Annotated in this window: 11 protein-coding genes; all 11 read right to left on the bottom strand. The window is 35.6% G+C overall.

The features are described 5' to 3' along the window. Positions 1 to 240: 240 nt before the first annotated feature. The gene (locus MKY04_RS07255; RefSeq protein WP_126293024.1) at positions 241 to 498 is read right to left on the bottom strand and encodes a DUF3243 domain-containing protein; all 258 of its coding nucleotides are present in this window, start codon (positions 496 to 498) and stop codon (positions 241 to 243) included. 43 nt (positions 499 to 541) lie between these two features. Then, complete coding sequence (ymfI, locus tag MKY04_RS07250) at positions 542 to 1,270, bottom strand: elongation factor P 5-aminopentanone reductase (RefSeq protein WP_126293023.1); 729 nt, start codon at positions 1,268 to 1,270, stop codon at positions 542 to 544. Next, complete coding sequence (gene yfmH / locus MKY04_RS07245) at positions 1,271 to 2,566, bottom strand: EF-P 5-aminopentanol modification-associated protein YfmH (protein WP_346235571.1); 1,296 nt, start codon at positions 2,564 to 2,566, stop codon at positions 1,271 to 1,273. A gap of 6 nt (positions 2,567 to 2,572) precedes the next feature. Beyond that, positions 2,573 to 3,835 carry an EF-P 5-aminopentanol modification-associated protein YfmF gene (gene yfmF / locus MKY04_RS07240; protein WP_126293021.1) on the bottom strand — a complete coding sequence of 421 codons (1,263 nt, stop codon included), beginning with the start codon at positions 3,833 to 3,835 and terminating at the stop codon, positions 2,573 to 2,575. 294 nt (positions 3,836 to 4,129) lie between these two features. Next, the gene (locus MKY04_RS07235) at positions 4,130 to 5,089 is read right to left on the bottom strand and encodes an ABC transporter permease (RefSeq protein ID WP_346235570.1); all 960 of its coding nucleotides are present in this window, start codon (positions 5,087 to 5,089) and stop codon (positions 4,130 to 4,132) included. Position 5,090: 1 nt separating this feature from the next. Next, the gene (locus MKY04_RS07230) at positions 5,091 to 6,140 is read right to left on the bottom strand and encodes an ABC transporter permease (protein WP_126293019.1); all 1,050 of its coding nucleotides are present in this window, start codon (positions 6,138 to 6,140) and stop codon (positions 5,091 to 5,093) included. Then, positions 6,133 to 7,677, bottom strand: coding sequence for an ABC transporter ATP-binding protein (locus MKY04_RS07225; RefSeq protein WP_126293018.1), 1,545 nt, complete (start codon positions 7,675 to 7,677; stop codon positions 6,133 to 6,135). The genes MKY04_RS07230 and MKY04_RS07225 overlap by 8 nt, the downstream gene beginning before the upstream one ends. Before the next feature lie 253 nt (positions 7,678 to 7,930). Next, complete coding sequence (locus MKY04_RS07220; protein ID WP_126293017.1) at positions 7,931 to 9,010, bottom strand: BMP family lipoprotein; 1,080 nt, start codon at positions 9,008 to 9,010, stop codon at positions 7,931 to 7,933. Between the two features lie 52 nt (positions 9,011 to 9,062). Continuing rightward, a complete protein-coding gene (locus MKY04_RS07215) occupies positions 9,063 to 9,791 on the bottom strand; it encodes a GntR family transcriptional regulator (protein ID WP_126293016.1) in 729 nt (242 codons plus the stop codon). A gap of 169 nt (positions 9,792 to 9,960) precedes the next feature. Further along, positions 9,961 to 12,285, bottom strand: a complete 2,325-nt coding sequence (locus tag MKY04_RS07210) for a DNA translocase FtsK (RefSeq protein ID WP_346235569.1) — start codon at positions 12,283 to 12,285, stop codon at positions 9,961 to 9,963. A gap of 161 nt (positions 12,286 to 12,446) precedes the next feature. Further along, positions 12,447 to 14,114, bottom strand: a complete 1,668-nt coding sequence (locus MKY04_RS07205; protein WP_346235568.1) for a ribonuclease J — start codon at positions 14,112 to 14,114, stop codon at positions 12,447 to 12,449. Positions 14,115 to 14,125: the final 11 nt, after the last annotated feature.

Genomic DNA, 14,125 nt, shown 5'->3' with positions numbered 1-14,125 from the left:
CGGATTTTATATGTATTGAAAAGTTCGAAACTGTCGATTTTTCTACCAAATTATAAAAAATTATTATTTTTATATCATTTCATTTTAAAAAAGCGATTTTGGAGTTCTTTACACGAAATTTATTTAAAAATAATAGAAGAAAAAGGAGGACTAGCCTCCTTAATAAGAGAAGTGGTTAAGTGTGATTAATTTCTTTGATTTCTAGTTATTTAGACATACTAAATGAACAGTTCAATATTATTATTGAACGCGGTTGTTTTGCACTAGTTTGATTACACAGTTTGCAAGGGCATGTTTTTCGTCATCAGATGCTACTCCCCATAAATCGGATAGTACGCGCTCTTGTTCGTTTTTAGGATCAACATTTTTCGCTAAATAATCGCCAATTTGTACAGCTGTTTTTTCAATCACTTTTTTAGGCATACCTTGTTGTTTAGCATCGTCAACTTGTTGACCTAAAAATGACGTCCATCTTTCCCAGTTTTCTAATAGCGCCATTGTAATCTCCTCCTTTGTACTTTATTATGTACAAAATCAGAAATTATATGTACCAACCACCATTTAATCGAATAATTTGTCCTGTTACATAATCAGCCTGCCCACTTAAATAGAAAGCAACTAAATTCGCGACATCTCTCGTTGTACCTGCTCTTCCTAATGGAATTTCTTCATAAAGTTGTTGTTTTTCTTCATTATTTAAATGTTGATTCATAGAGGTATCAATTAATCCTGGAGCAATTGCATTAACAAGTATATGATTAAAGGCAACTTCTTTTGCATAGGCTTTTACAAATGCATGCTGAGCACCCTTTACTGCACTATAAACAGATTCAAAAGCAGCACCAGTTTCGCCCCAAATAGAACCAATAAACATGATATAGCTCACATCATTTGCTCTAAGCTTACTTGATAGTAAGGCTAATAAATGAATTGGGTTTTGAACATGAACTTTCCAAAGTCGATTCATTTCAGACACAGGTGTTTCTTCAATTAGACCATAGTAAGCATGTCCGCTGGCAACTACAATTGCTTTTATGGAAAAAATCTGACCTGCAAGTCGTTCTGCTCCATCGTCTTCAGTAAAGTCTGCTTGAACAGCTATGAATTCTTGTTCTGGGTAAGTAGAAGACAACTCTCTAACCAAATTATCCACTTTTAATCTGCCGTTATTAAAATGCAAATAGAGCGACCAACCATCTTTAGCCAGCCGCTTTGCTATTGCACTACCTATCGCACCAGAAGCACCGATTACGAGTGCAAAATGTTTCATTTATTCTTTTCTCTCACTTGAAGGTAAAATTTTAAATACTGTTTGTTGTGACTCGCCTTGAATTGTTTTAAATGCTTCAACTATATCTTTCAGCGTAAGTTTTTCGATTACTGGTACAGCATCAAATAAATTCATGTCATTAAACTCATATCGAGTAAATTGATTTGCAATAAATTCCATTGAGTTTAATGCTCTTAAGAAGAAACCTATTTTCTTGCGTTTTACACGTTCAACTTTTTCTTCGGTAAAAGTTGACTCAGCATTATTAATTTGCGTTTTGATTAGTTCTGCTAATTTATCAGGTTGGCTTGAATCAGATCCAATTAACGCAAAACCATATCCTTTTTCAAGTGAAAAGTCGTATGCAAATGATTCATCGATTAATCCATTTTCATAAACTTCTGTATAGAAGTTGGATGCACGACCAAATAAACATTCTAAACCAATTTGAACTGACAGCTCATGTTTCAGCATTTCTTCTCCACTTAAATTTGTTTCTAATGCTTTTAGACCAACATAAACTTTTGGCTTTTGAACATCCATTTTTAATTCGCGTTCCTGAATGGCTACTTCTTTAGGCTCATCTTCAAAATGGCGTTCGATTGGTGTTGGTTCTGGGAATTGTTTTTTATTTTGATTTTTTTCAATAAAAGCCATCATTTCAGTTGGATCAATTCCACCAACAACAAACAATAACATATTTGAAGGATGATAAAATGTATTGTAGCAAGTGTACAAATGCTCTGCTGTAATTTTATCAATCGATTCAATTGTACCTGCAATGTCGATTTTGACAGGGTGCTTATGAAACATATTTTCGATTGCCCCAAAATAAAGTCGCCAATCTGGCTGGTCATCATACATTGTGATTTCTTGACCAATAATGCCCTTTTCTTTATTTACAGTTTGTTCAGTAAAATATGGTTCTTGAACAAAATTTAATAAAGTCTCTGTGCTTTTATAAATATTGTCTGTTGCGGAAAATAAATATGCTGTTCTTGTAAAGGAAGTAAATGCGTTTGCTGATGCACCTGCTTCGCTGAATTCTTGAAAAACATCTCCATGTTCTTTTTCAAACATTTTATGTTCTAAGAAGTGTGCAATGCCATCTGGAACTGTAATCGTTTCAGATTCTCCAATTGGGACAAATGTACGATCAATGGAACCATACTTCGTTGTAAAAGTAACAAATGTTTTAGAAAAACCTTTTTTCGGTAAAATGTATACATCAAGTCCATTGGACAATTTTTTGTAATATAAAGTTTCGTCTAGCTGTTTAAACTCAATTGTTTGCATGTCGTTTTAGGCCTCCTTACCAGATAAAAAATAAATTGCTTCAAGTTTAACCTGAGAAGCCATTTTTTGCACATCTTCTTTTGTTACCTTATCCCAGCGCTCTTTCCAAAGTTCAACTGAGAATTGGTCGTCTAGATCTTTATATTGATCATAAATGTCAATTTGTCCACGAGCAAGATCAAGTGCTTCTTTCAGTTGGTTTGTCAGCATCGCTTTAGTTTGATTTAACTCAAGGTCAGATATTTCTCCATTTTTTATCGCTTCTAATTGCTCAGCTATTACATCCGTAGCTTTCTTTTCATTTGCTGGTTCTATTCCTGAAACAACAAATACTAAACCATAATATGAAGAATAAGAACTTGATGCATAATATGCTAAACTTTCACGTTCACGAACATTCATAAACAATTTAGAGTGAGCATAGCCCCCAAATACACCATTAAATATTTGCATTTTAGGGAAATCCTCGTCACCAAAAAACACAGGTGTACTGTATCCAATATGAAGTTTACCTTGCTTCATTTCCTGTTGTTCTTTTGTATATTCTTTTTCTGGTTTAGAATCGACATTGTTCCTTTCAACTTTTTTAGGAGCACGATCTTTAAATGGAAGTGCTTCTGTTAATTTTTTCTGAACTGCTTCAACATCTATATCACCGACAACGTAAATATCAATTTTGTCCTCATTAATCATGGAATGATAAGCTTCTGTTAATGAATCAATTGTCACCGCTTTTACAGTATCAATTGTTCCATTTGCAGAAATAGAAGCTGGATGATTTGGTCGTATAATTTGTGTTAATCGATGCTGTGCATAACGAGTTTTATCATCAAATATTGAGTGAATACGTTGAATAACCATTTCTTTTTCACGCTCAACAATCGATGAAACGAATTTATCGTTTTCGAAGTTCGGTTGAAAAATAACAGTATTTAATAAATCGAGAACTTCATTAAATACTTTATTTTGCGCTAAATATTGATCGTTTACTGTCTCTACATTTAATACCACTGTATGCTCGCTGCCGCGCTTTGACGCATCAAAATATAATACAGTACCAAAAAGGTCATCTAAATAGCTTCGAAATTCTGCTGATTTTTTGAATTTCCCATTACTATGCTGTAAAACATTTGACAATACGGCACGTTCTGCTGCATCTTTCATTGTTAATGGTCTTCTCCATTTTATTGAAAAATTCACAGTTTTGAATTGTGTTGTTTGTCGAATATGAAGAGTAACCCCTTCTGCTAATTTTGTCGATAAAAACAAAAAAATTCCTCCTGACTTAATTCATTACAGTCACTATCACTACTATACATGTACCATTGGGTTTTATGCAAAAATAATCCAATTTGTTTATAAACAAATTTTAATAATTTTATTGTCATAATTAATTTTGCCCTACTCATACCTTTTAATTCATTTGAAAACATAACTTGCACAAAATAGTGTGAACTAAATTCTTCACTTTCTGAATTTATAATCATAGAAAAAAGAGACATCTCAATTTGAGACGTCTCTCCCTAACGTTATCTAAATTTAGCATATGAAAAAATAAAACTATTATCGTTTTCCTTTAATATAAGGTACTCCACTTGCTTTTGGAGCGTTTGCTTTACCGATAAATCCAGCTAAAGCTAAAATTGTTAACACATAAGGTAGGATGTGTAAATAAACAGCTGGTACATCTTGAATATAAGGAATTGATGAACCAACGACACTTAGTGCTTGTGCAAACCCAAAGAAAAGCGCAGCACCTAATGCACCAAGTGGATGCCACTTACCAAAAATCATAGCCGCAATCGCCATGAAACCTTGTCCGCTAATTGTTGAAGCTCCAAAGTTACCAGCAATTGCTTGGGCATAAATTGCACCGCCAATACCACCTAATGCACCTGAAATCATAACCGCAATATAGCGCATTTTTGTAACGCTAACACCCATTGTATCCGCTGCTAGAGGATGCTCCCCTACAGCTCTAAGTCTTAAACCAAATGGAGTTTTATAAATTACAAACCATGCAACAATAGCAACTACAAACGCCAAAATAGAAGTAGCATAAACGTCAACGAAAAACATCTTTCCGATTAACGGAATATCACTTAAAACAGGGATATCGAAACGAGAAAAACGTTCAGCAATAGAATCTGTTTGACCTTTATCGTAAATCATTTTCACTGTAAATACTGCCACTGCAAGACCTAGCAAATTAAGAGCTACACCTGAAACTGTTTGATCCGCTCTTAATGACACAGCAGCTACTGCTAAAATTAATGACAAAACAATACCAAAAATCATAGCAACAATTAAGCCAACCCAAGGCGTAAGATTACCTAATTGATCAGCAAACATTAAATTAAATATAATACTACTTGCTGCACCTACAATCATAATTCCTTCAAGACCAATATTTACTACCCCTGATCTTTCAGTAAATACTCCACCAATTGCTGTCAAAATTAATGGTGCAGCATAAAAAATTGCAGAAGGAATAATAAAATATAGCACATCTAAAAAGCTCATATTATTTTTCCTCCTTTCTTTGCTTGCCAAAACGTTCTAGTACAACTCGAATAATATAGCCTGAAGCTACAAAGAAAATAATTAAAGCAATGACAATGTTAACGATTTCAGTTGGCACTCCAGCTTCACTTGGCATATTCAATCCACCATTTTTTAATGATCCAAATAAAATAGCACCTAAAAGTACACCAAATGGTTGATTTGCCCCAAGTAACGCAACGGCAATACCATCAAATCCAATTCCTGTAAAACCATGCAGCTTAGACATGTTTTCGAATGTTCCTAATGCTTCCATCGCACCGCCAAGTCCGGCAAATGCACCTGAAATTACCATTGCTAGAATAATATTTTTATTAACATTCATTCCCGCATACTGGGAAGCATGTTTATTAAATCCTACTGCTTTTAATTCATAGCCACGCGTTGTTTTTTCAAGAATGAACCACATTACTAAAACAGCAATTAATGCAACAACAAATCCCCAGTGCATACGAGAATAATCAGTTAACGACTCAAAAAAACTAGAGCGTAATGAAGCAGTTTCCTGTACTTTCGGCGTTCTTTCATCACCGCCTGATAAAGTTCCTATTAAAGAATTGGCTACATGTAATGCCGTATAGTTCATCATAATTGTTACAATAACTTCATGCACTTGCAGCTTGGCTTTCAAAAGACCAGGTATAAATGCCCATAATGCACCCGCAACTGCTGCAGCGATTAGCGCTAACGGAAGATGAATTACTGTTGGTAAATCAAACTTAAACCCAACATATGCGGCAGCTAACCAACCCATAATAAGCTGTCCTTCTACACCGATATTGAATAGACCTGTACGGAAAGCAAAAGCAACAGCCAAACCAGCAAATACATATGGCGTAATCTGGCGTACTGTTTCACCCATTGTATACGTATCCATAAAGATACCGTTCCACAATGCAACATATCCTTCAACAGGACTGAAACCGCTGATTGCCATTACGATCGCACCAATAATTAAACCAAGTAAAATCGAGATAAGTGGAACAAGTATATTAACTAATCTCTTACTCATTTTCGCCACCTACCTTTTCCTTTCCATGCAGCGATTGTCCCGCCATTAATAACCCTAATTCCTGCTCTGTTGTTTCCTGAGGTTTTACAGTATCAATGATTGTACCATCATGAATTACTGCTATACGGTCTGAAACATTCATTACTTCATCCAATTCAAATGATATTAGTAATACAGCTTTACCTTTATCACGTTGTTCAATTAGACGCTTATGAATAAATTCGATTGCCCCAACATCAAGACCTCGTGTTGGCAATGCAGCAATTAGTAAATCCGGATTTCGATTAATTTCACGTCCAATAATTGCCTTTTGTTGATTACCACCAGATAAAGACCTGGCTATAGACATTTCACCCTCGCCTGAACGAACATCATATTCCTCGATAATTTTACGTGCAATTTCATTTACTTTTTTATAATCGATAACACCAGATTTAGAAATTGGCGCTTTGTAGTATGTTTGTAGAGCAATATTGTGTCCAATAGGAAAATCTAATACAAGTCCGTGTTTGTGGCGGTCCTGAGGAATATGACCAACACCCGATTCTGTAATCTTTCTTGGTTTTAGTCCTGTAATATCTTTTCCATTCAAAGAAATCTTTCCACTTTTTACTTTACGGAGGCCTGTAATTGCTTCAATCAATTCAGATTGTCCATTTCCATCAATACCAGCAATGCCAACAATCTCACCAGCACGAACCGTTAAATTTAAGCCCTTAACTTTATCTACATCACGATTATCTGCAACAGTTAAAGATTCAATTTGCAGTACTGTATCTGTAGGGTTAGGATCTTTCTTTTCTGTTTTAAAGACAACTTGTCGGCCTACCATTAGTTCAGCAAGTTCTGTCGGATTTGTTTCTGATGTGATAACAGTGCCGATTCCTTGTCCTTTTCGTATAACTGTTACTCGATCCGAAACTTCCATAATCTCCTTTAACTTATGGGTAATTAAAATAATAGATTTCCCTTCTTCGATAAGGCGCTTCATAATTTGAATTAGCTCTGTTATCTCTTGAGGGGTAAGTGACGCTGTCGGTTCATCGAAAATTAAAATTTCCGCACCACGGTATAGCGTTTTTAAAATTTCAACACGCTGCTGCATACCAACAGAAATATCTTCAATTTTTGCATTTGCATCAACATTCAAACTATATTTTTCAGACAGCTCTTGAACTCTTTTCGATGCGTCCTTGATATTGATCGTCCCCATTTTTGTCGGCTCACTACCAAGTATAATGTTTTCAGTCACCGTAAAATTTTCAACTAACATAAAGTGCTGGTGTACCATACCAATCCCAAGTTTATTTGCAACATTCGGGTCAGTAATTTTTACGTCTTTACCATGAACCCGAATTGTCCCTGCTTCAGGCTGGTATAACCCAAAGAGCACATTCATTAACGTAGATTTCCCTGCACCATTTTCACCAAGAAGTGCATGTATCTCGCCTTTTTTTAGTTGAAGGGTGATGTTATCATTGGCTACAAAATCCCCAAATTGTTTGCGGATTCCAAGCATTTCAATTACATATTCCAATGTGTTCACTCCCTTGGACACTATTTTCGTAATAGTAGTTTAATAGACTTGTATTTAAATTAACACAAGAAAGGTTTTAATTTAAGAAGGTGTATTATGTAAAAATTTTTATAAACTTAAAACCTTTCATCTATTAATTAAACTCCCAGGCAAAAATGAATTTTCGGAAAATTATAGTTGTTCGAATATTTATAATTTTATTTCTGAACAAAACATGAAGACTAGCAATAGCTAGCCTTCATATTCCTAAAGATTATTCCCCAGGTTGTTCTGGAACTTTGATTGTTCCATCGATAATTTGTTGTTTAAATTCTTCTACTTTGGCTAAAGTTTCTTCAGAAATTGCACCACGAGAATCAGCTAAGTCAACACCTTGGTCAGCTAAACCGTAAGTGATTGTTTCGCCACCAGGGAATTTTCCTTCTTGCGCTAATTTTGCAACTTCTTGAGCTGCAACATCAACACGTTTTAAAACAGAAGTTAATACGATATTCGTATCAGCATCAACTTGTCCTTCATCATATTGGTCACGGTCTACACCAATAGCCCAAACATTTGCATTTGGATCTTTTTGTTTACGTTCTTTTGCTTCTGTGAATAATCCGCTACCAACACCACCAGCAGCATGGAAAATAATATCTACGCCAGAATCATACATTCTTTTTGCAATTTGTTGACCTTTTGCAGCGTCACTGAAGCTAGCCGCGTATTCAACATCTACTTTAATATCAGGATTTACAGCTGCTACACCAGCTTCAAAACCAGCTTGGAATCCACCGATAATTGGACCTTCCATACCGCCAATGAAACCAATTTTACCTGATTTAGATTCAAGAGCTGCTGCAACACCAGCAAGGAAAGAAGCTTCGTTTGCACGGAACATGATTGAAGCTACGTTATCTTTACCTTCAATCACTTCATCAATAATTGCAATTTTTGCATCTGGTTGTTGATCTGCAACTTCTACTACAGCATCATGCATAAGATATCCTACTGCATATACTAAATCAAAATCACGACGAATTAAGCGAGTTAAGTTTGATACATAATCTGATTCAGAAGCAGATTGTAGGTAGTCAAAACCACCATCGCCTTTTTCTAATCCATTTTCTTCACCGAAAGCTTGGATACCTTCCCAAGTAGATTGGTTGAATGATTTGTCATCTACACCACCTGTATCAGTTACCATTGCTACTGAAAACGTTTCTTCTGTAGTTTCAGTATCAGTAGTTGTACCAGTTTCTTCTGTTTCCTCTTTTCCGCCACAAGCACCAAGGATTGTTCCAAGTGCAAGCAATCCAGAAAGAGCAAATGCAAATTTACGTTTCTTCATTCTTTTGACCCCCCGAGATTTAGTAATTAGCAGGAATTTCCCAAGAAATGTTCTACACCCGTTTTCGAATTACATGGAAGCTGAATTTATCAGCTCTGAAATAGTTCTTTGAATAAAGAACAACACGATCATTATCATCATAATGAAGTTGTTTTAGTACGAGCAATGCGGTTTCTCGTCCGCAATTTAATATTGGTGATACTTGTTCATGAAACCCTACTGGATCAATATAAGTAACAGCATAAGCTACATGAATGTCACCAGATTGTTCCAGCGATGAGAAAATGGATACTTCCTTTTTTTGAACATAATCAGATGGCAAGTATTTTGCTAAAACTTTATCAACACAGTATACTACCGGTTCTCCATCTGCAGTTCTTACTCGTTCAATTGTAATCACTTGGTCATTCGTGCAACATTGAAAGCGATGCATATCATCCTCTGATGGCACATCTTGAGCTGCATTAATAAATATTGTTCCTGGAGTCATTCCAGCATTTTCTATCATAGAAGAGATGCTGGATAACTGTTCAATACCCGATGTAAAAACCGGTTTTGGATTTACAAAAGTACCTACTCCATGACGACGAACAATAATATTTTCCTCTTCTAATAATCGCAGCGCTTCACGTAGGGTTGCACGACTTACTCCAAGTTCTTTCGATAACTCGAATTCAGAAGGCAATTTTTCATTTTCTTGATAAACTCCCTTATCGATATCCGATTTTATTCGATCAATTACTTGAAGATATAAATGACGATGATCAGCTTTTATTGACAATTTCATCACCACCATAACAAAGATCAGACATCTGATGTTGAACATTCCTACTAATCGTTCATAATATACCATTTTTCTCGAATAATGAAAATAGATTTACAAAAATCTGTTGTGTAATAGATATAAAGTTTCTATTCTTTTTTTACAATATCATGTAACATTAATAGTTCTATCCATTTTCTACATTCGTTTTATTTACTAATACTTGTCTTGGCCTACTTCCATCTGGCGGACCAACTACCCCTCTCATTTCCATTTGGTCTACGATGCGTGCAGCTCTAGAGTAGCCTATTCTAAAGCGTCTTTGAAGCATGGAAACAGATGCCGTTTGCATTTCTACAACTAGCTGAACAGCCTCATCATATAAATCATCTGTTTCTTCCTGGAATGATTTTTCAGGTTCATCTGTTGGTATCATTGATTCATCATATTGTGCTTTTTGTTGTTCTATAACAAAATCAACTACTGCCTCTACTTCGGAATCAGATAAGAACGCTCCTTGTACTCGAATTGGCTTAGATGATCCGGCTGGTAAAAATAACATATCACCTCTTCCCAGCAATCGTTCTGCACCACCCATATCTAATATCGTTCGCGAGTCAACAGCAGATGATACTGCAAAAGCAATACGCGATGGAATGTTTGCTTTAATAACACCTGTAATAACATCCACTGAAGGTCTTTGCGTTGCGATGATTAAATGAATACCTGCAGCACGTGCCATTTGTGCTAAACGTGTAATGGAATCCTCAACATCATGTGACGCAACCATCATTAAATCCGCCAACTCATCGATTATAACAACGATATAAGGCAGTTTCGGATGTTTTTCATCATGTTCCCTATTAAATTGTTCAACATGCTGATTGTAACCTTTAATATTTCGTGTACCAGAGTGAGAAAATAAATCATAGCGGCGTTCCATCTCAGATACCACTTTTTGTAATGCTTGCGATGCTTTTCTTGCATCTGTTACAACTGGTGCCAATAAATGGGGAATGCCATTATACATATTTAACTCAACCATTTTTGGATCAATTAACATCATTTTCACTTCATGGGGCGCAGCTCGCATTAAAATTGAAACAATGATGCCATTAATACAAACACTTTTCCCGCTTCCTGTAGAACCTGCAACTAATAAATGTGGCATTTTATTAAGTTCTGCCAATATTGCTTGTCCAGCAATATCCCGACCAAATCCAATGAGCAGCTTTGAATCTGGTTTATTATTTTCCTTTGACTCAAGCACTTCTCTTAAAGTTACGATTGCTACCTCACTATTTGGCACTTCAATACCAATTGCTGATTTACCTGGAATCGGGGCCTCCATTCGAATATCCTTCGCTGCAAGAGCTAAAGCTAAATCGTCTTGCAAACTAACAATTTTGCTTACTTTAACACCGACATCTGGCATGACTTCATATTTTGTTACAGCTGGTCCAAGGTGGACTTGAGTAACTCTTGCCTTAACACCAAAACTTAAAAACGTTTGTTCTAGTTTTTTTGCATTCGCTTGAATTATAGAATATTCACCGCTTTGATCATGTGTTGGAGGGAGTTGTAACAAATTCATGGAAGGTAGTCGATAATCAACATTTTCCACATTACTTTCAACTGCATGTTGTATTGCATCTTCAATATTTACATGATCTTCTTCTATCGGTTCCTCAGCAATTGTAATATGGGGCTGCTCAATTTTATATTGTTGGGTAAAAGCAGAAATAATTGGTTCTTCATCTACCTCTTCATCTTTATCTTCAACTAAGTATTCCGTCTGTTTTTTGCGTACTGGCTCCTCAGTAGTTGCTGCAATTTCATTTGAAACCGAGTCATCTTTTGACCTTGAACGTTTTGGACGTTTTTCATCCTTTATTACAGATTTTTTACTTCTTCTTTTTCTAGGGAATTTCTTTTTAATTTTCGGCGCTTTCTCGATAAGAATTGGTACAAGGGCTTTACCTGTAATTAAAATGATTCCGATAAATAAAATAAACCACGCAGCCACCTTTGCTCCTTTAGCATCGAATAAAATATGGAACATACTAAAAAATAGAGCCCCAATTATTCCTCCACCTAGAGCGCTGCTGCGGTTTTCAATCCCATCCATTTCGATTAAAAGTCGCCATGTTTCCCGTAATACCGAATTAGAAAGTAATTTATTACTATTATATAATTCTTCAAATAATACACTATGACTAAAAATGGATAAACTAATTACGATTAAAATCGATCCTTGTACAATTCGATCTTTAAAGGATACACTCTTTCTTTTTACCATTAGAAGTATTGCTACTAAAACTGCGAAAAAAGGAACTACAATATGCAAGTTTCCAAAAAGGAACATGGAGATTGTCTGAATGGTACGTCCGACAACACCATACTCAAAAAATACAATAATGGCAAAGGCGATTAATAATAAGCCAATAATTTCATAGGCAAGAGGATGTAATCCAGATTTTGCTTTCGTGCTTGTTTTTTTCTTTTCAGTCATTTCTTCACCTACTTATCTTTAACGATAATATTTAATTTTTAAGAGAAAAAAAGGATTTCCTTGAACCGATATCGGCTAAGAAAATCCTTCTTGGTTGTGGACAAATTCTTGCAGGAAGAATTATTATTTACCTGTCTACAACCGTAATAATTACGAGTTGCTTAGTATTCCATAATAATTGGGATAATCATTGGGCGGCGCTTTGTTTTTTGGAATAAATAAGCGTTTAGCGTATCACGGATTTCTTGTTTTATGTTTGTCCATTCAAACGTATCTTTATTCACATACTTTTCAATAACATATCGTGCAAGTTCAGTAGCTTCTAAAATTAACTCCTCTGACTCACGCACATAAACAAATCCGCGCGATAATATTTCAGGACCTGATGCAATTCGTTTTTGCGCTCTGTTCAACGTTACAACAACGATGAATATTCCATCTTGTGAAAGTAGCTTACGGTCTCGCAACACGATATTTCCTACGTCTCCCACACCGATTCCATCGATAAGAACATTGCCTGCTTGTACACGTCCACTCATTCGCATTTTGCCATTTTTATATTCTACAATATCACCTTTATCAGCAATAAAGATTTGTGATTTTTGCATTCCAGTTGCCTGTGCTAATTTTGAATGTGCAATTAACATTCGGTATTCGCCTTGTATCGGGATAAAATATTTTGGCTTCATTAAATTTAGCATCATTTTCAAATCTTCTTGACTACCATGACCAGAAACGTGGACTTTTTTATCAGCTGTTAGAACAGTTGCGCCAGCTTTTGCCAAACTGTTCATTGCACTGCCCATTTGAATTTCCATCCCTGGTGATGGCGTAAAGGTAATAAGAACTGTATCGGTTTCTTTAATTCTTATGTCACGATGCTGTTTACGAACTATTTTATCAAGCGCTTCTAAAGGTTCACCTTGGTTGCTAGTAACGATGATAATTAATTCTTCATCTTCATATTTTTGAATATCACTTACTGGGATGAGTGTATTCTCATCAATCGTTAGATAGCCAAGATTAACACCAATATCAATTACTTTTTCTAGGCTTTTTCCAATGACTGCAACTTTTCTATTGGAATCCTGTGCTTGGTTGAATATTTGCTGAATTCGAATAAAGTTTGACGCATAAACTGCTACAATGATGCGAGCAGGCGCTGAATAGAAATATTTTGCCAATCTTTCTTCAATAACTGTTTCACTCGTTGTATGTCCTGGTCGTTCAGCTTCTGTTGATTCTGAAAGTAAAATGAATACGCCCTCTTCACCAAGTTGGGCCATTTTAGCAATGTCTGGTTTATATTTCCCTTTAGCAGATTGATCAAACTTAAATTCTCCTGTATGAACAATTGCACCTTCAGAAGTATGGAAAACAATTCCTAATGAATCAGGGATGCTATGTGTCGTATGGAAAAAAGTCACATAAGTAGAATTAAAGTTCATACGGCTTTTATTTGTTACTTCGAAAAATTTAACTGGCTGAGGAACCGGCAAATCTTTTATATGTTCCTTCGCTAAAGCAATTGTTAATTTTGACCCGTAAACAGGAGCTTTTATCTTTTGTAGTACGTAGGAGATTGAACCAATCGCATCCTCGTGACCATGTGTTAAGAAAATTCCTTTTACTCGTTCTTTATTTTCTTCTAAGTAAGTAATGTCAGGGATGACGATATCTATTCCAAGCATTTCATCTTCTGGAAACATTAACCCACTATCTACAATGAATAGTTCGTCATCGATTTCGATTACGTACATAGATTTTCCGATTTCTCCTACTCCGCCAAGAGGGATTACTCGGATTACTTCGTTTTTTGTTTTCGTCACTTGATTTCCTC

The organism is Lysinibacillus telephonicus, assembly GCF_039654155.1.
GTDB lineage: Bacteria > Bacillota > Bacilli > Bacillales_A > Planococcaceae > Ureibacillus > Ureibacillus telephonicus.
This window is presented reverse-complemented; position numbering and strand designations above follow the sequence as displayed.